Origin of the sequence: Thiovibrio frasassiensis (assembly GCF_029607905.1) — a bacterium.
Classification (GTDB): Bacteria; Desulfobacterota; Desulfobulbia; order Desulfobulbales; family Desulfurivibrionaceae; genus Thiovibrio; species Thiovibrio frasassiensis.
In genome coordinates this window covers 1,084,031-1,102,427 of sequence record NZ_JAPHEH010000001.1, presented here as the reverse complement: position 1 = coordinate 1,102,427, position 18,397 = coordinate 1,084,031, and the positions used below count along the sequence as shown (strand labels likewise).

18 protein-coding genes are annotated in these 18,397 nt (G+C 59.4%); 10 read left to right on the top strand and 8 right to left on the bottom strand.

The annotated features are described in order from the left end of the window. The first annotated feature begins 56 nt into the window (after window positions 1–56). The 7 genes from hisC to OLX77_RS05185 all read left to right on the top strand — a co-directional run bounded on the left by hisC (window position 57) and on the right by OLX77_RS05185 (window position 6,384). Window positions 57–1,160 carry a histidinol-phosphate transaminase gene (hisC, locus tag OLX77_RS05215; RefSeq protein ID WP_307632535.1) on the top strand — a complete coding sequence of 368 codons (1,104 nt, stop codon included), beginning with the start codon at window positions 57–59 and terminating at the stop codon, window positions 1,158–1,160. Beyond that, window positions 1,153–1,833 (top strand): (d)CMP kinase, encoded by a 681-nt coding sequence (gene cmk / locus OLX77_RS05210; RefSeq protein WP_307632534.1) that lies wholly within the window; start codon window positions 1,153–1,155, stop codon window positions 1,831–1,833. Before hisC ends, cmk begins: the two co-directional genes overlap by 8 nt. A gap of 9 nt (window positions 1,834–1,842) precedes the next feature. Then, window positions 1,843–2,190, top strand: a complete 348-nt coding sequence (locus OLX77_RS05205; RefSeq protein ID WP_307632533.1) for a PilZ domain-containing protein — start codon at window positions 1,843–1,845, stop codon at window positions 2,188–2,190. A gap of 20 nt (window positions 2,191–2,210) precedes the next feature. After that, on the top strand, window positions 2,211–2,825 hold the full coding sequence (gene yedF / locus OLX77_RS05200) for a sulfurtransferase-like selenium metabolism protein YedF (protein ID WP_307632532.1): 615 nt from the start codon (window positions 2,211–2,213) through the stop codon (window positions 2,823–2,825). 27 nt (window positions 2,826–2,852) lie between these two features. After that, window positions 2,853–4,007 (top strand): aminotransferase class V-fold PLP-dependent enzyme, encoded by a 1,155-nt coding sequence (locus tag OLX77_RS05195; protein ID WP_307632531.1) that lies wholly within the window; start codon window positions 2,853–2,855, stop codon window positions 4,005–4,007. A 16-nt stretch (window positions 4,008–4,023) separates the two neighbouring features. Next, a complete protein-coding gene (locus OLX77_RS05190) occupies window positions 4,024–4,458 on the top strand; it encodes a rhodanese-like domain-containing protein (protein ID WP_307632530.1) in 435 nt (144 codons plus the stop codon). Between the two features lie 123 nt (window positions 4,459–4,581). Beyond that, the gene (locus OLX77_RS05185) at window positions 4,582–6,384 is read left to right on the top strand and encodes a methyl-accepting chemotaxis protein (RefSeq protein ID WP_307632529.1); all 1,803 of its coding nucleotides are present in this window, start codon (window positions 4,582–4,584) and stop codon (window positions 6,382–6,384) included. 55 nt (window positions 6,385–6,439) lie between these two features. Here the strand turns inward: OLX77_RS05185 and OLX77_RS05180 are convergent, their stop codons facing one another. The 5 genes from OLX77_RS05180 to ilvC form a co-directional block, all read right to left on the bottom strand. Further along, entirely contained in the window at window positions 6,440–6,679 is a 240-nt protein-coding gene (locus tag OLX77_RS05180) for an SHOCT domain-containing protein (protein ID WP_307632528.1), read from the bottom strand. 66 nt (window positions 6,680–6,745) lie between these two features. Next, complete coding sequence (locus tag OLX77_RS05175; RefSeq protein WP_307632527.1) at window positions 6,746–6,967, bottom strand: DUF3185 domain-containing protein; 222 nt, start codon at window positions 6,965–6,967, stop codon at window positions 6,746–6,748. 51 nt (window positions 6,968–7,018) lie between these two features. Next, on the bottom strand, window positions 7,019–7,168 hold the full coding sequence (locus OLX77_RS05170) for a lmo0937 family membrane protein (RefSeq protein WP_307632526.1): 150 nt from the start codon (window positions 7,166–7,168) through the stop codon (window positions 7,019–7,021). Between the two features lie 275 nt (window positions 7,169–7,443). Next, window positions 7,444–7,785 (bottom strand): BON domain-containing protein, encoded by a 342-nt coding sequence (locus tag OLX77_RS05165; RefSeq protein WP_307632525.1) that lies wholly within the window; start codon window positions 7,783–7,785, stop codon window positions 7,444–7,446. 295 nt (window positions 7,786–8,080) lie between these two features. Then, window positions 8,081–9,553 (bottom strand): ketol-acid reductoisomerase, encoded by a 1,473-nt coding sequence (gene ilvC, locus OLX77_RS05160; RefSeq protein WP_307632524.1) that lies wholly within the window; start codon window positions 9,551–9,553, stop codon window positions 8,081–8,083. A 131-nt stretch (window positions 9,554–9,684) separates the two neighbouring features. Here ilvC and ilvY point away from each other — a divergent pair, with 131 nt between their 5' ends. From ilvY to OLX77_RS05145, 3 genes are all read left to right on the top strand, one after another. Further along, window positions 9,685–10,563 (top strand): HTH-type transcriptional activator IlvY, encoded by an 879-nt coding sequence (gene ilvY, locus OLX77_RS05155; protein WP_307632523.1) that lies wholly within the window; start codon window positions 9,685–9,687, stop codon window positions 10,561–10,563. A gap of 138 nt (window positions 10,564–10,701) precedes the next feature. Next, a complete protein-coding gene (locus tag OLX77_RS05150) occupies window positions 10,702–11,628 on the top strand; it encodes a phosphate/phosphite/phosphonate ABC transporter substrate-binding protein (protein ID WP_307632522.1) in 927 nt (308 codons plus the stop codon). A gap of 5 nt (window positions 11,629–11,633) precedes the next feature. After that, window positions 11,634–12,857 carry a GGDEF domain-containing protein gene (locus OLX77_RS05145; RefSeq protein WP_307632521.1) on the top strand — a complete coding sequence of 408 codons (1,224 nt, stop codon included), beginning with the start codon at window positions 11,634–11,636 and terminating at the stop codon, window positions 12,855–12,857. A gap of 109 nt (window positions 12,858–12,966) precedes the next feature. Here the strand turns inward: OLX77_RS05145 and acnB are convergent, their stop codons facing one another. The 3 genes from acnB to OLX77_RS05130 all read right to left on the bottom strand — a co-directional run bounded on the left by acnB (window position 12,967) and on the right by OLX77_RS05130 (window position 18,387). Then, a complete protein-coding gene (acnB, locus tag OLX77_RS05140; RefSeq protein ID WP_307632520.1) occupies window positions 12,967–15,501 on the bottom strand; it encodes a bifunctional aconitate hydratase 2/2-methylisocitrate dehydratase in 2,535 nt (844 codons plus the stop codon). Window positions 15,502–16,144: 643 nt separating this feature from the next. Beyond that, complete coding sequence (gene ftsH / locus OLX77_RS05135; protein WP_307632519.1) at window positions 16,145–17,920, bottom strand: ATP-dependent zinc metalloprotease FtsH; 1,776 nt, start codon at window positions 17,918–17,920, stop codon at window positions 16,145–16,147. A 62-nt stretch (window positions 17,921–17,982) separates the two neighbouring features. Then, window positions 17,983–18,387, bottom strand: a complete 405-nt coding sequence (locus OLX77_RS05130; protein ID WP_307632518.1) for a MerR family transcriptional regulator — start codon at window positions 18,385–18,387, stop codon at window positions 17,983–17,985. Between the last annotated feature and the right edge of the window lie 10 nt (window positions 18,388–18,397).

Here is an 18,397-nt window from a genome sequence, read left to right as displayed (position 1 = left end):
GATCGTACACTCCTCACCGGTTTCGTGGCCCTGTCCGAGAAGTGAGGATTTACCCCATGAAACTCCCTGTCCGCGACAATATCGCCAGCCTCATCCCCTATCCTCCGGGCAAACCTCTGGAAGAGTTGGAGCGTGAGTACGGCATCACCGGCTCCATCAAACTGGCCTCCAATGAAAACGCCCTGGGCCCGTCGCCCAAGGCCGTTGCCGCCGTGACCGACAGCCTGAAAAACCTGCACCGCTATCCCGACGGCAGCTGCTACTACCTGGCCCAGGCCCTGGCCGAGAAAATCGGCGTCTCCCCCAACCAGCTGGTTTTCGGCAACGGCTCCAACGAAGTGATCCAGCTGCTGATCGCCGCCTTTCTCGCTCCGGGCGAAGAGGTGATCACCAGTCAGCCCACCTTTCTCGTCTACCAGAAGGCGGTCCAGGCCCAGGGCGGCGTCAACCGGGTGGTGCCCCTGGTCGACATGCACCATGACCTGGACGAAATCGCGCGCCAGATCAACGAGAAGACCCGGCTCATCTTTCTCGACAACCCCAACAACCCCTGCGCCACGGTATTCAGCAACGAATCCTTTGCAGCCTTTCTCGACAAGGTGCCGGATCAGGTGATCGTCGCCCTGGACGAGGCGTATGTGGATTTTGTCGAGCCGAGCCTGCGGCTCGATGCCCGGGACTTCCTCAAACACCGGGTGCCGGTGGTGGCCCTGCGCACCTTTTCCAAGGCCTACGGCTTGGCCGGCTTAAGGGTGGGCTACGGCTTGATGCACGCCGATATCGCCGACTATCTGCACCGGGTCCGGCAGCCGTTCAACGTCAATCTCCCGGCCCAGGCAGGCGCCTTGGCCGCTTTGAGCGATGACGAACATTACGAGAAAACCATCGCCTTTACCCGGGAGGGGATCAGTTGGCTGAGCCGCGAGGTGGAAAAACTCGGCTGCCACGCCTTTCCCTCCCAGACCAATTTCTTCCTCATCGATGTCAAGGCCGACGGCAAGAAACTCTACGAAGCCCTGCTCCATCAAGGGGTCATCGTCCGGCCCATGAACGCCTACGGCTACCCCACCTATATCCGGATCACCGTGGGGCTGCCCGCGGAAAACCAACGCTTCATCAAGGCGTTGACCACAGCCCTGGGCGAGGTGGAGCGTGTTTGAGCCAAAGGGGATCATCACCATCGACGGCCCCTCGGGCGCCGGAAAAAGCACGATCAGCCGGGGGCTGGCCGCGAAGCTCCATTTTACCTATCTGGACACCGGCGCCATGTACCGGGCCGTGGGCTTGGCTCTGGAACGGCAGGGGATCGATCTGGCCGACACGGAATCGCTGACACAATGTTTGGCCGCCATCGAGCTGACCCTCAGCCCCAACGGCGATGAGGATGTGCGGGTGGCGCTCAATGGCGAGGATGTTTCCCAGGCCATCCGCACCCCGGAGATGGGCATGGTTGCCTCGCGGGTTTCCGCCCACCCGCTGGTGCGGGAAAAGCTCACCGCCCTGCAGCGACAATTGGGAGAAGAGGGCGGAATTGTCGCCGAGGGCCGCGACATGGGAACGGTGGTCTTCCCCAAGGCGTTTTGCAAGTTCTTTCTCAACGCCTCGGCCGAGGAACGGGCCCGTCGCCGGCAAAAGCAGCTGGCGGAAAAAGGGCAAAGTGTTGACTATCAGGAAATTCTGGACCAGATCAGCAAACGGGACTATGATGACTCCATGCGAGAGCACGCCCCGCTCAAGCCCGCAGCGGACGCGATTATTGTCGATTCTTCCAGCATGAATCCTCAGGCGGTCATCGAGTACATGCTGGCCTGCATTGCCAACCCAGCCCCCTAGGAGAATAGCATGGCGGATGAAACCCGGTCCCTGAAGCGCAGACACCTTGTCTACTACCTTGAGGTCTACGATGATGACGCCAACGAACTCCTCGGACACCTCGTCGATCTGACCACCAGCGGCCTCAAACTGGTGAGCAAGCAGCGCATTCCCACCAACCGGAACTACAGGCTGCGGATGATGCTGCCGGAGGGATATTTCTCGCAAAAGGATCTCTATTTCGAGGCCAAGAGCATGTGGAGCTCCAACGATATCAATCCTGATTTTTACGACACCGGCTTCGCCGCACCAGAGCTTGCCCCAGCCGCCCAGGACATCATTCGCGATCTGGTCAGCCAGATAAGCTTTAACGACTGAAGGGTAGCCAGAGGCACACTATGAATACGGTCCTCGACTGCAGGGGCTTGGCCTGCCCGCAACCCGTGATCCGGGCTAAAGAGCTGCTCGACTCTCTGAGCCAAGGCTCGGTGGAGGTGCTGGTTGACAACGAGGCAGCCCAAAGCAACCTGGAACGCTTCGGCAAAAGCATGGGGTGCGCAGTGGCAGTTCGCTCCTCTGGAGAGACCCGCCACATCACGATCAGCAAGGGTACAGATGAAGGCGCGGCCAAGACGCCAGCCCCGGAGGAGGAGTACCGTTGCGACCTGCCCGGCAACGCCTTGATCTACGTCATTCCCGCCGAGACCATGGGCAGGGGCGACGATGCACTGGGCAACATCCTCATGCGGGCCTATATCAAGACGATCAAGAGCCTCAGCCCTCTGCCCGGCAAGATCTTCTTTTACAACACCGGGGTGAAAATCACCGCCTCCGAATCCGACCTGATCGCGCCCCTTCGCGAGCTGGCCGATCTGGGGGTGGAAATTTATTCCTGCGGTACCTGCCTGGATTTTTTGCATCTCAAGGACTCCCTGCTGGTGGGCCAGGTCACCAACATGTTCGAAATCATGGACGCCATGGCCCAGGCCAACAAAGTGGCCAGCCCCTACTGAAGGCGGCAGACCTCTTCCCCCCTCATTATGCCCGATTCATCTTCCCCCATCTATCTCGACAACGCCGCCACCTCCTTTCCCAAGCCCCCGGAGGTGGCAGAGGCCATGCACCGGCTGATCCAGGAGATTTCCTTAAGCCCCGGCCGCTCGGCGCACCGCTTTTCCCTGGCCGCCAGCCGGGTGATCTTCGAAGCGCGTGAACGGATTGCCGAATTTTTCGACTGCCCGGACTCAAGCCGGGTGGCATTCACCAGCAATGTGACCGAGGCCCTTAACGTAGGGATTTTCGGGCTGCTCGAACCCGGCGACCACGTGCTGACCACGGGCATGGAACACAACTCGGTGATGCGCCCCCTGCGGTACCTGGAAAAAACCCGGGGCATCCGCCTTGAGATTCTCCCCACCGATATCACCGGCGGTATCGATCCGGACGATATCCCCAACCACCTGCACGACAAAACCCGGCTGCTCATCATCAACCATGTCTCCAATGTGACCGGTGCCATGGCCGATCTTGCCGCCATCGGGGTCCGCAAGGGCGGGGCGCTGCTGATGGTGGACGCGGCGCAGTCCGCCGGGGTTTTCCCCCTCAAGATGGAGGGGATGGGCATCGATTTTCTCGCCTTCACCGGGCACAAGGGGCTATTCGGCCCCCCCGGCACCGGCGGCTTTCTCCTCCGGGAAGGGATTATGGCCCCGCCGCTCAAGATGGGCGGCACGGGCAGCAATTCGGAACTCGAGGAGCAGCCGCAACAGATGCCGGACTGTTTTGAGTCGGGAACGCCCAATACCCTCGGGATCGGCGGGTTGGCCGCGGGTTTGGCCTTTATTCAAAAAACCGGCCGGGAAACGATCCGGCGCCACGAAGCGCATCTCACCCGGCTGCTGCTGGAGGGGTTAAGCCAGATAGAAGGCATCACCGTGCACGGGCCAGCGGCCAGCGCCAACAGAGGCTCGGCCGTTTCCCTGACCATGGCAGGCAAAAGCGTATCCGATCTCGCCTTTCTCCTCGACCGCAATTACGCAATCATGGCCAGGGCCGGGCTCCATTGCGCGCCTGCGGCCCACCGCAGCATCGGGACCTTTCCCCAGGGCACCCTGCGGCTTTCCCCCGGCTTTTTCAACACCGAAGCCGAGATCCAGACCGTGCTCGCCGCTTTAAAGCAAATCAGCACAACCTGAGAGCCATTGGCCCCCCATGAAACGATATCTCCACCTGAGCGCCGTCCTGATCCTGCTTCTGCTCACCGCCGCCTGCTCCGACCATAACCCGCCGGAAAACCAAGAGGTCCCTGCCGGTTCAGAAGCGCCTCCCATCTTCCGCTCCCTGTCCCCGCCGGAGGCCAAGGCCCTCATCGAAAGCCGCAAGGACTTGGTGCTGGTGGATGTCCGCTCGCCGCAGGAGCTGAACGAGGGGTCCATTGCCGGCTCGCAGCTCATGCCGTTTGGCGAACTGGCCCAAGGCAGAATGACTCTGCCCACCGGGCAGCCCCTTTTGTTGATCTGCGCCGTGGGCGGGCGCAGTTATGCGGTGGGCCAGTATTTTTCCGGGAAGGGGTACGGGGAGATCTATAACCTGGGGGGCGGCATCAGCGCCTGGAAGGGTGCGGGGCTTCCCCTGCAGTCGCGATAATATGCTGATAATTCCAGAGAACATCACTCAGCCTTGACTTAAGTCAGTTCGGTTGTTTCGTGGGCATGCTACGGTGATCACGTTGAGGGGAAACGCACACCAGACCACAAGGATCCCACGCCCATGAATTTCGTCAAACAACTCACCATCAAAGGCATGTTGCGGCTGCTTGTTTGTCTGCCTCTGCTGTTTCTGGTCGCCAGTCTCCTCCTCAACAGCGCCGAGAGCTACACCAATCTCCGGCAAGCCGAGTCCCTCAAGGAGCTGGCCGCCATCGCCGCCCTCAACACGGAGATTGCCCACGAAGCTCAGAAGGAGCGGGGCATGACCGCCGGTTTTCTCGGCAGCAAGGGGCTGAAATTCGCGGACCGCCTTCCGGCCCAGCGCGGGGAAACCGACCAACGGATCGCGGCGCTCCAGGATTTTCTCGCCCATTCCAAGGCCGACAAAGCAGATCCCGCCCTGCGCGAAAAATTGCAAACCGCGCTGGCCGGAATCGGCACAATCACCACGCTCCGCCAGCAGGTCGATGCCCAGGCCATTGCCGGATCCGAGGCCATCGGTTTTTACACCGGGGTGATCCATGACTTTCTGAGCACCATCCCCATGATCGCCCGGACCAGCCCGGACCAGAAAATCATGAAGGCCCTCACCGCCTACTACAATTTTGTGGAGGCCAAGGAACGAATGGGAATCGAGCGGGCGGTGCTGAGCAACACCTTTGCCAACGACAGCTTCGCCCCCGGGATGTACCGGCAATGCGTGGAAATCCTCTCGGCCCAGAAGGTTTTTCTCGATACTTTTCAGGCCTTTGCCGAGGACCAAGCCAAGGAATTTTACAAGGAAAAGATGACCGCCCCGGCAGTGGGGGAGGTTGCCGCCATGGAGACCGTCGCCCTGGACAGACATCTGGAGGGCGGCTTCGGCATCCAACCGGAGCACTGGTTTGACACCATAACCAAAAAAATCGAACTGATGAAAGAGGTGGAAACCTGGCTCGGGGCGGATCTTGTAGCCCTGGCGGACAGCCATATGCAGGAGGGCAGGTCCTCGCTGATCAGCACCGCAAGCTCGGCCCTGATCGTCATTGCCCTCAGCGTTTTGATGGCGGCCTATCTTTCCTCGCTCATCGTAGGCACCCTGGAACAGATCAGCGATGAGCTGACCAACGGCGCGACGGAGGTGAACGCAGCGGCGGGCCAGGTCTCTTCCGTGAGCCAGTCCCTGGCGGACGGCGCCGGGAATCAGGCCGCCGCCATCGAGGAAACCTCGGCCTCCCTGGAAGAAATAGCCGCCGTCACCAAACAGAACGCCGACAATGTCGCTCAGGCCAATACCCTGGCGGGCGAGGCCCGACAAGTGATCGACACGGCCAATGAATCCATGGGCTTGCTGACCCAGTCCATGGGTGAGATTGCCAAGGCCAGCGAAGAGACCTCCAAGATCGTCAAAACCATTGACGAGATCGCCTTCCAGACCAACCTGCTGGCCCTGAATGCGGCGGTGGAAGCGGCCCGGGCCGGGGAAGCCGGGGCCGGCTTTGCCGTGGTGGCCGACGAGGTGCGCAATCTGGCCATGCGGGCCTCGGAGGCGGCAAAAAACACCGCCGGGCTGATCGAGGGCACGGTGAGCAAGGTGCAGGCAGGCTCCAAACTGGTGTCGGCCACCAACCTCTCTTTCCGGGAAGCAGCCGAGAGCACCGCCAAGATTGCCATGCTGATGAGCGAGATCGCCAATGCCTCACAGGAACAGGCCACCGGGGTCGGCCAGGTGAATCTGGCGGTTACCGAGCTGGATACGGTGACCCAGCAGAACGCGGCCACTGCCGAAGAAACGGCCAGCGCCTCGGAAGAGCTGAACGCGCAGGCGGAACAGATGAAGGAAACGGTGCGAACCCTGACCGCCCTGGTGCGGGGCACCGACTGATGCAGGCCCGGCTGTCTGGACGGGAACACGGCTCAATCCCTTGAAGCCGAAGGCCCTATGATTCCAGATCCTTTTTTATCCGGTCGAATTCGTCCTTGTCGATCTCGCCCTGGGCATAACGCTTTTTCAGAATGTCCAGAGGCGTCTCCCCATGGCGGGGTAATTTCCTCTTTCTAATCCAGTCAACGAACATAACGATACCGGCAATAATCAGCGCCCAAAACACCAACATCATGATCATCCCGCCAAACCCCGGGCCATGTCCCCAGCCGGCCCAACAATCCTGATTCCACATAGTTTCACCTTGTGACCAAATAGAAGCGCGGAACAATCTCTGCGTTGTTGCAACATTCCGTAGCCATCAGCCGCTTTTTCCGCCCCTGACCAACAAAACAATACCGGCCACCAGCGTAACCGCCCCCACAATCGGCGGCAGCGGAAGCGTTTTCGTCTTCTCCGCCGTCATCTGGATAGGACCGAGATCGACGACCTTCTCTTCTGTCGTGTAGGTGATCCCTTGATAGGTAAGGGCCAGAATCCCAATGGCGATGAGCGTGATGGCGAGCACCGTGTTTGTTTTCATTTCGTTCCTTTTTGTTATCAAATGGACTAAAAAAAGATCCTCTCCCGCCGGTTACCTGCGACGCCGACCCTGGATGATGTTGAGCAGCACAACAACAATGGCAATGACCAGCAGGAGATGAATAAAACCGCCCATCGTGTGGCTGCTGATCAACCCCAGGGCCCAAAGAATTATCATGATCACCGCAATCGTCCGCAACATATGCTCTTCCTTTATTTCGTCTGTTGGTGAAAACGGAAAGGGTGGAGTGCGGCGCGGCGGGCCAAAAATCAACGGTCGTTTTCACCGATTTATTCCTACGGGAAACAGCTCCTGTCCCAAGCAGGACCCGGCAAACAGAACATTGTCGATTACTCTGGCCAAGTCCTACTGTGCTTCCCAGAAGAACCCTTCGGAAAGCACCGTAGGACTTGGCGCAAAACAGAGCCGCGTTACTGCCTGCTTAAGGTGCCTGTTGTTTCCGGTCGAGGTCGCACTCAGCAACCCTCAATAACCTTTTTCTTCGACTGCTTAACCAACATGTTGTTCTTAACCGAGGAGACCCCCTTAACGGTACGGGCAACTGCGACCGCCCGATTAATATCGGCCTGGGAATTGACGAAGCCACTCAACTGCACCACGCCTTTGAACGTTTCCACGTTGATCTCGCTGGACTTCAGGGATGCGTCGTTGAAAATTTCCGCCTTTACCTTGGCGGTAATGACCGAGTCGTCAAAATACTCTCCGGTTCCCTCTTGCTTTGCCGTGGAGGCACAGCCGAGAAATGATACCAGCAGAGTAACGAGAAGAACGTTAACAAACAGGCTCAATAGCTTCATGAGGCTCCCCCTTGTGAGTGAATTTATGCTTGATTTTTCTCCGGCCGGAAAAGCTGCTTCCGGCTCTGCCAGACCATGACCAACCCGATTCATGCCCGTTTCCGCATTCTTTTTCCTCCTCTGTGTATTGGCTGATTGTACGAACAAACACCCGCCAAAGATATAATGAGTGTATCATAAAATAGTTGCCCGAGGGCACCGCAATTTTTGTTAGGCCAGCCTGCGGGCCGCGGACAAAAAAAGGGGAAGTCCTCCCGGACCTCCCCTTGCGACATCATTTTTTCTTGCGGTGCAATTAGATAATGGGCTTCATGGCTCCCATGTAGGAGCGCAGTTCCGCGCCGACCTCTTCGACCCCGGTATAACGGATCGCCTCGTTGACCTGGACCAGCTCCACGTTGCTCACCCCGTTGTCCTTGACGGCCAGACCCTTGCCGATCACATCGGTGTCGATCTTCTTCATGAATTTGGCCAGCATGGGCACGGCGGCGTGGGCAAAGAGGTAGCAGCCGTACTCGGCGGTGTCGGAGATGACCACGTTCATCTCGTAGAGCTTCTTCCGCGCGATGGTATTGGCGATGAGCGGCACCTCGTGCAGCGACTCGTAGTAGGCGGACTCTTCCTTGATCCCGGCGGAGACCATGGTGTCGAAGGCCAGCTCAACCCCGGCCTTGACCATGGCCACCATCAGGATGCCGTTATCGAAGTATTCCTGATCATTGATCTTCTTCTTGGTGGAGGTGGACTTCTCAAAGGCGGTTTTGGCGGTGGCCGCCCGCCATTTGAGGAGGTTTTTGTCGTCCTTGGCCCAGTCTTCCATCATGGTCTTGGAGAAATGGCCGCTCATGATGTCGTCCATATGCTTTTCAAAGAGCGGCTGCAGGATCTCCTTGAGGTCCTCGGCGAGATAGAACGCCTTGATCTTGGCCGGATTGGAGAGGCGGTCCATCATGGTGGTGATGCCGCCGTGCTTCAAGGCCTCGGTAATGGTCTCCCAGCCGAACTGAACCAGCTTGGAGGCATAGCCGCTCTCCATGCCCTTTTCGATCATCTTGTCGTAGCACAGCAAGGAGCCGGCCTGGAGCATGCCGCAGAGGATGGTCTGCTCGCCCATCAGGTCGGACTTGACCTCGGCAACAAAGGAAGACTCCAGGACGCCGGCCCGGTCGCCGCCGGTGCCGCAGGCATAGGCCTTGGCCAGATCCCACCCCTTGCCTTGGGGGTCGTTGGCACGATGCACCGCGATCAGGGTGGGCACGCCGAAGCCGCGCTTGTACTCCTCCCGCACCTCGGTGCCGGGGGACTTGGGCGCAACCATGATGACCGTGAGATCCTTGCGGATCTCCATGCCCTCTTCCACGATGTTGAAGCCGTGGGAGTAGGAGAGGGTTGCCCCTTTCTTCATCAGCGGCATGATAACGGAGACCACCTTGGTGTGCTGCTTGTCCGGGGTGAGGTTGATGACCAGATCGGCCTTGGGGATCAACTGCTCGAAGGTGCCCACGGTAAAGCCGTTGCCGTGCGCATTCTTATAGGACTGACGCTTGGTTTTGATCGCTTCCTCGCGCAGGGCATAGGAAACATCGAGGCCGCTGTCCCGGAGATTCAACCCCTGGTGCAGCCCTTGGGCGCCGCAGCCGACAATGACGATTTTCTTGCCCTTGAGCGCCTTAACCCCGTTGAACTCGGAAGAGTCCATGAAGCGGCACTGACCAAGCTCATCAAGCTGCAAACGCAGCGGCAGGCTGTTGAAGTAATTCTCTCCCATTGTCTTCTCCTTATCGTATTGGAAATATGTTTTTTCTTATACCTCGCCCCATCATAGCGGTATTTTCTGTTGCGTCAAGTGACTTGTTCGCGATATTGTATTGCGCAAATTGCAACAATTGGAGATATGCCATGGACATGGAGGAACTCAAGCTCTTTCGCCACCTGGCCGAATCCCTGCACTTCGGCCGCACCAGCCGCGCCTGCCATGTGACGCCCTCGGCCCTGACCCGCACCATCCAGCGCATCGAGGCGGAGGTGGGGGAACGCCTCTTTGACCGGGACAACCGCTCGGTGCGCTTGACCAAGGCTGGCGAGGCCATGAAGCAGTATGCCGAGGAAACCATCGACCGCTGGCAGGAACTCAAAGAGAGTCTGGCCGACAATACAACCCTGCACGGCGACATCTCCCTCTACTGTTCGGTCACCGCGGCTTACTCCATCCTGCCCGAAATCCTCGACCGCTTCCGCTCCTCCTGCCCGGAGGTGCACATCAAGCTGCAGACCGGCGACGCGGCCCAAGGACTGACTCGGTTACGCAACGGCGAAGTAGAGGTGATCATCGACGCCCTGCCGGACAAGCAGGCAAACACCCTGGAATTCATGGCGCTCACCGAAACGCCCCTGGTCTTCATCGCACCGCTGGCCTTTCCCGAGACGGTTATTTATGAAGACTCGGAGATCGACTGGCGGAAAACCCCGGTGATTGTGGCCGAACAGGGGTTAGGCCGAGAGCGGCTCGACCGCTGGTTTACCGCAAAAAAGATCCTGCCCAACATTTACGCCCAGGTGGCGGGCAACGAGGCGATCATCGCCATGGTCAGCCTGGGCTGCGGGGTAGGAGTGGTGCCTGGGTTGGTCTTGGAAAAAAGCCCCCTTCAGGAGCAAATCACGGTACTCGATATCTCCCCCCAACTCGCTCCCTTCTCCCTGGGAGTCTGCACCGCGAAAAAGAACCTGCGCAACCAAAAAATTCTGGCCTTCTGGGAGATCGCCGCCCCGCCCCGATAAATATCCCCTTAAAAATTTCCGGCGAACATTTCATTGCATGTTTTCGCCATCTTCTCCACAATAAAGTCATACCACGCAGAACATGCAAGAGAGGTGAAACCACACGCTCAATCGTTCAAACTCAAGGAGAAACTGCTCATGCAGAAATATCTGGTTGCCATTTTGCTCCGCTTCCCCCCCCTGCTTTCTGCGCAAGGACTGCGGCGCATTCTGACTCTCCTGCTTCTGCTCTTGTCCCTGAGCCAAACAGGGGAGGCGGCCGACAAACCGCGACCGATTCAGATCGCCATCACTCCCTGCACCGACATCCTCAAAACCTTCAAAGAGTATCAACCCCTGGCGGCCTACCTGCAGCGACAGCTCCGCCAGCCGGTCAAGCTGATCATCCCCAAGGATTTCCCGGAATTCGAACGGCTCATCACGGCAGGAGGGGCGGAATTCGCCTTCCAGGCACCCCATACCTATGTGCGCTTGAGCCACCTCTACAACCGTAAGATGCTGCTCAAAGCACTGACCCCGGAAGGCGAAAGCAGGCACCGGGGGGTGATCATTGTTCGCAAAGACAGCCCCCTGCAACGCATAGAGGATCTCAAGGGCAAGTACGTCATCTTCGGCGCGGAAAACGACATGGCAAAAAACCTCTCGGCAAAACGGTTGCTGACCGCAAAGGGCATCAACCCGGACACGAATCTCCGGGGCTACAAGCACGATGGCAGCTGTGAATCCATCGCCCTCAACGTCTTTCTGAAAACCGCCGATGCCGGCGCGATCTGCGATTACTCCTTTAAAAATATCAACGCATCAAAAGAGGGTACCGAAACCGAACTCCCGCCCAACCAGCTGCGCATTCTCGGCGAGACCGAGGAGATTCCCACCTGGGTCTTTGCCGCCCGCGCCGAGGTCGATCCCAAGCTCATTGCCCGACTCAACGAGGCGCTGACCGCCCTTACCCTGAAAAACAACAACCACGAAGAGATCCTGGAGTCCGCAGAGATCGGCGGGTTTGTAAAGGCTCAGGACCAGGACTTCGCTGAAATCAGAAAAATTATGTCCATGGCCCGCTAGCCTGCATGCGAACCCTCAAGGCCAAGATAATCCTTCCGCTCATCGGCCTGGTTGTCGGCGTCCAGCTTGCCACCGGCCTGTTCATTGCCTACCGGGTGAAAGAGGCAATGCACCACGAAAACCACCGCCGCGCCTTGGCGGTGGCCTATGACCTGGCCCATGTCAGCGCCAGATCACTGATCAGCAGGGATCTGGCGGAACTCCGCACCTACATCCGTTACACCATGACCCAGGAGTATGTGACCCAGGCGATGGTGGTGGATGAAGATTGCCGGATCGTCATGCACAGCAACCTTACAAAAATCGGCGAACAATACGCAGGGACTTGCCCGGAGCAGGGACAATCACTGATCAGCGCGCATTATCGCAATGAGAAGGGGGAAAACGTGGTGGATGCCCTGGCGCCGATCGAGGCCGCAGGGGTGCACCTGGGCACAGCCATCCTCACCTACTCGCATATCGGGATCGAGAATGAAATCAGACTCCTCAGCGGGAAGATCGCCCTTATTCTCGGCCTCGGCTCAGCGATCGCCATCCTTTTCGCACTCCTGCTTGCCGAATATATTGTCCGTCCCATCCGCCACCTGTCCCGGGCAGCCGAAGCGCTGGGCACCGGCCACTTCAATCTCAAGAAAATGGAGACGGACTACAGCGACGAGATCGGCGAGCTGGCCAAATCGTTTTACGAGATGGCGGGCAAGCTGGAGACGGAGGTTTGCCACGATGCCTTGACCGGTCTATTCACCCGCAATGTTTTCCAAATACAACTGTCCGAGGAATGCGCTCGCAGTCAACGCCACAAAAGCTCCCTTGCCGTGCTGATGCTCGACGTAGATCATTTCAAAAAGGTAAACGACACCCATGGCCATGGGGTCGGCGACGAGGTCCTGCGGCATATTGCCGCAATCTTGAGCAGGGAGACCAGGAGCAGTGATTGCCCGGCCCGCTATGGCGGAGAAGAATTTGTTGTCCTGCTCCCGGATACCCGGCAATCGGCAGCGCTGCATGTGGCGGAGAAAATCCGCAGCAGGATCGAGGCGGATTCCTTTCGGCTTCCGGACGGCCGCACGATCCCGCTCACGGTCAGCATAGGCGTAGCCCTGTTTCCGGAAGACACCGCTGACCACACCTGGCTCGTCGAGTTTGCCGATCAGGCGATGTACGAAGCGAAAAAACTCGGGAGAAACAACGTATTTCCGGCAACCCGCTTAAAAAGAGCGCAACCGTAAACCGGGGAGAATATCAAGAGCAGGTCACGGTCTCTTTCGCTGCACAAAAAAAACGGGCCTCCCGCTAGGGAAGCCCGTTTTTTTGTGCTTTTCTCAAACAGCCTGAAACCTACCAGCCTTTCCCTGCGTACCCTTCGATCCGGTGGAAGTTGAGGTAGCGGTAGACCTCGTCCGCCTTGGGGGTGACCCGCTCACCAAGGATGGTGTTGTATTCCGCCATGGTGGGGATCCGCCCCAATACGGCGCAGACCGCGGCCAGCTCGGCGGAACCCAGAAAGACCTTGGTGGAGGTGCCGATGCGGTTATCGAAGTTGCGGGTGGAAGTGGAGAAGACCACGGCGTTGTCGCGGGTTCTTGCCTGATTGCCCATGCACAGCGAACAGCCTGGGATCTCGGTGCGCGCCCCGGCCTTGGCCAGAATACTGTACACCCCTTCGGATTTGAGCTGCTCCTCGTCCATCCGCGTGGGCGGCGCCACCCAGAGGCGGCCCGCCACCTGGGGTCCATTGTCGAGAATCCTGGCCAGGGCCCGGAAATGGCCGATGTTGGTCATGCAGGAGCCGACAAAAACCTCGTCTATCGGTGTACCCGCCACCGCAGAGAGCAACTTCACATCGTCCGGGTCGTTGGGGCAGGCCAGCACCGGCTCGGTGATCGCGTTGAGATCGATCTCCAGCACCGCCTTGTATTCGGCGTTCGCATCCGGGGCCAGCAATTCGGGCGCAGCCAGCCACGCTTCCATGGCCTTGATCCGGTTACGGATGGCAGTACCGTCCTGATAGCCGCGAGTCAGCAAGTTTTTCAACAACTCCACGTTGGAACGGAGGAATTCGGCCACCGGCTCCTTGTTGAGCCGCACGGTGCAAGCGGCAGCGGAGCGTTCCGCCGAGGCGTCGGCCAACTCGAAGGCCTGTTCCACCGCCAAGTCCGGCAACCCCTCGATCTCAAGGACCGTGCCGGCAAAAAGGTTCTTCTTGCCCTTCTTCTCCACGGTGAGCAACCCCTTCTGGATGGCCACATAGGGAATGGCATTGACCAGATCCCGCAGGGTGATGCCGGGCTGCATCTTTCCCGTAAAGCGGATCAGCACCGACTCCGGCATAACCAGGGGCATGGAGCCGGTGGCAGCGGCAAAGGCGACCAGGCCGGAGCCGGCCGGAAAGGAGATGCCGATGGGGAAACGGGTATGGGAGTCGCCGCCGGTGCCCACGGTATCGGGCAGGACCATGCGGTTGAGCCAGGAATGCACTACCCCGTCACCCGGACGCAGGCTGATGCCGCCCCGCTCGCTGATGAACCCGGGCAGGGTCTGGTGGGTCTTCACATCCACCGGCTTGGGGTAGGCAGCGGTATGGCAGAAGGACTGCATGACCAGGGGGGCGGAGAATTTCAGGCAGGCCAACTCCTTGATCTCGTCGCGGGTCATGGGGCCGGTGGTGTCCTGGGAACCCACCGAGGCCATTTTGGGCTCGCAGTATGTCCCGGGCCGCACCCCTGGGAGATTGCACGCCTTGCCCACCATCTTCTGGGCCAGGGTGTACCCCTTGCCGCTGTCCGTGGGCACCTCCGGTTCCCGGAAGAGGGTGGAGGGGGAGAGACCGAGGGCCTCGCGGGCCTTGGCCGTCAAGCCGCGGCCGATGATGAGATTCACCCGGCCGCCGGCCTGAACCTCGTCGGGCAGGGTAGCCGGAGAGAGGCTGAAGCTGGTAACCATCCGCCCGTCCCGGCTGATCGTGCCGGTGGCGGTATTGATGGTGATGATGTCCCCGGTCTCAAGGCTGCTGACATCGCACTGGATGGGGAGCATGCCCGAATCTTCGGCGGTGTTGAAGTAGATCGGCGCAATGGTGGAACCCATGACCACCCCGCCCGTCCGCTTGGCAGGGACATAGGGGATATCACGCCCCATATGCCAAAGCATGGAATTCACCCCGGACTTGCGGGAGGAGCCGGTACCCACCACGTCGCCCACATAGGCGATGGGATGCCCCTTTTTCTTCAACTCCTCGATAACCGGCAAGGAGCCGGGAAGCCGGTTGCTCAGCATGGACTGGGCATGCAGAGGAATATCCGGGCGGCTCCAGGCCTCGGAGGCCGGAGAAAGATCGTCGGTGTTGGTCTCACCCGGAACCTTGAACACCGTAACGGTGAGTTCCTCGGGCATGGGCGGCCGGGAGGTGAACCAGGTCGCCTCTGCCCAGTTGGCCACCACCTGCTTGGCATGCGGATTATTCTTCGCCTTGGCCACCACCTCCTGAAAGGCATCGTAGACCAGCAGGGTACCGGAAAGTGCCGCCGCCGCCGCAGGGGCCAGGGCAGCATCATCGAGCAGAGCGATGAGCGGCTGCACATTGTAGCCGCCAAGCATGGTGCCCAACAGCTGCACCGCCGCCTGCTTATCAAGGAGCGGCGAAGTGACTTTTCCCTGGGCTATGCCGGCAAGAAATTCGGCCTTGACCTTGGAGGCCTCATCCACACCCGGCGGAACCTGATTGGTGATCAAATTGAGCAGGGTCGCTTCCGTTCCCGCCGCCGGTTTTTGCAGCAGCGCAACCAAGGAAGTGGTCTGGTCGGCGGAAAGGGGAAGGGGGGGCAACCCCTGGGCCGCCCGCTCGGCAACATGTTTTTGATACGCTTCAAGCATGGGAAATACCTCCTTGCACCATAAGAAACCGGGTTGTTCCGGAAATTTTTTTCAAACCAGATTCCTACCCTTGCCGAACACGACCTGTCAAGGAGAACCTGAAGGGCCGAGACTAGAGAAAAATGGTTCGGTCAGGAATTACGGAGAAGAAGGCGCTGGCCTTTCTGCTGCGCCCTCTTTCTTCTTTTGCGTGCCCAAAAGAAGAAACAAGAAAAAGGCACCCCAGCCAGCCCTGGCCCTTCGGGCTTCCCTTGCTTCTCGCCAGGAGCGGGACGCTAAAAAACTCGGGCTTCGCCCTCAAACAGTTTTAGCGTTTTTCCCCGCCCCCGTCTGCGAGGCGCGGCAGGACAAATGGGGGAGGATGAGACTCCCATTGGCACGCAGCCGAGCACCGGAGAGGCTGCCGAAAAAGGGCTTTGCACTGTTTGAGGCACCCTTACGGGTATAAACTCCGCGAGTTTGCAAAGACCCGGCAGCATCGAGGAGCACAGGGAATCCCGCCAGCGGCGGGACCAGTGACACGGGTGCCTTTTCTTTGGTTCGTTTCTTTGGGCAAGCAAAGAAATGAACATACTCCCAGAACAACAAAAAAGGCGGCAGGAGTTTCCCCTCTGCCGCCGACAAATTGTGCTTTTATTTCTTCCTACTGCCCAGCCGCCATCAACCGCTCAATATCCTCGCCGCTGATGGTTTCCTTTTCCAGCAACGCATTGGCCATGGCCTCCATGATCGGCCGATTTTCATTGAGCAGCCGGGTCGCCGTCTCCCGGGCCTCGGTCACCAACCCGATCACGGCCTGGTCGATACGCACCGCGGTTTCTCCGCTGTAGGGCTGCCGGCTCCGCCCCATTTCATCGGGCCCGGCAAAGTTCATCGGACCGATGGCCTCGCTCATCCCCCATTCGCACACCATCTTCCGGGCGATGGCCGTGGCCCGTTCGATGTCGTTGCCCGCCCCGGTGGTAATGTCGCCGAAGACGATTTCCTCGGCCACCCTGCCGCCCAAGAGGATACAGAGGTTGTTCTGCAGCCACGACCTGGACTGGGAGTGTTTCTCGTCGGTGGGCAGCTGCATGGTCAACCCCAGCGCTCTCCCCCGGGGGATGATGGTCACCTTGTGCACCGGATCGGTGCCGGGCAGCAGCCGGGCGACCAGGGCATGGCCCGCCTCGTGGTAGGCGGTGAGCTCCTTGTCCTTGGCGGTGAGGATCATGCTGGTGCGCTCCGCCCCCATCATCACCTTATCCTTGGCCTTTTCCATCAGGGCCATGGAGATCTTGCCCACCTCGAAGCGGGCCGCCATCAGGGCTGCCTCGTTGACCATGTTGGCCAGCTCGGCCCCGGAAAAACCCGGGGTGCCCTTGGCAATGATGGACATATCCACATCACTGTCCAGCTGAACCTTGGCGGCATGGACCTTGAGGATCTTCTCCCTGCCCCGCACATCGGGCAGGGGCACGATGATCTGCCGGTCGAAGCGGCCCGGCCGCTTGAGGGCCGGATCCAAGATATCGGGGCGGTTGGTGGCGGCGATGATGATGACCCCCGCATTGGCCTCGAAGCCGTCCATTTCGACCAGCAGCTGGTTCAGGGTCTGTTCGCGCTCATCGTTGCCGCCGCCGCTTCCTGCTCCGCGCTGCCGACCCACCGCGTCGATCTCATCGATGAAAACGATACAGGGCGCCTTTTTCTTGGCCTCCTTGAAAAGATCCCGCACCCGGCTGGCGCCGACCCCCACATACATCTCGACAAAATCCGAGCCGCTGATGGAGAAAAACGGCACCTGGGCCTCTCCGGCAATGGCCCTGGCCAGCAAGGTCTTGCCCGTGCCCGGCTCACCGGAGAGCAGCACCCCCTTGGGAATCCTGGCGCCCACCCGGGTGAAGATCCCCGGGTCGCGGAGGAAATCCACAATCTCGCCCAACTCCTCACGGGCCTCCTCAATCCCGGCCACATCGGCAAAGGTGAGCTTGGACTCCTCACCCTCGATGAGGCGGGCCCGGCTCTTGCCGAAGGTCATCAACCCCTTGCCGCCTCCGCCCTGCTGCTGACGCATGAAATAAATGCCAAGGCCTACCAGGACGATCATGGGTAGCCAGGAGCCGATAATACTCGCCAGCCAGTGCGGCTCTTTCTTCTTTTCCACCCGCAGGGCAATTCCCTCTTTCAAGAAGGGCTTCACCTGATCCAGATTGTCCGGCAGCACGGTCTGAAAGCGGTTGCCCACCAGATCCTTGGCCTCGGCCACATTTTCCCTGATGGTGATCCGGCTCACCTTGCCCGAGTTGACGCTGTCGAGAAAATCGTTGTAGCTGATCTGATTGACGGGCTCGTCCTTGGGACTAAAAAGATTGACCAGCACCAGGCCCACCAGGGCAATGACCAGCCAGATGGACAGGTTCTTATAAAATTGGTTCAAGGGGTACCTCCGGGTTGGATTTTACCATGTTGTACACGATGCGGGGAGAAAGACGCAAGCGATCAGGCAGAGATCGACTGGTCGCCGGACAATCCGCTGCGCCGCTCGATCTTTTTCGGCACCAGACCGCTGGACATGAAAGCCGTGCAGAGCTTGCGTTTTTCAAAAGAACAGCCGGCAATGTTCCAGCAGGGGGTATATTGCAGCAATTTACGGATGGCGGCCAGGCTGATCCCGTGCTCGTGGATCATACTGCGCAGACAGGAAACCCATTTCAGGTTGTCCAGGCTGTAATAACGCCACTTGCCATGCCGGACCGGGGCAAGCAAGCCATCTTGCTCATAGCTCCGCAGGGTGCGCGGGGTAACGGACAGCATCTCGGCCGCGGCGCCGATGGTGAAGACAGCCTGGTCATCGGCCAGCAATGGCTTTGCAAAAGGCTCGGGTGTCAAGGAAGGTGCGTTCATGGCGTGTTCC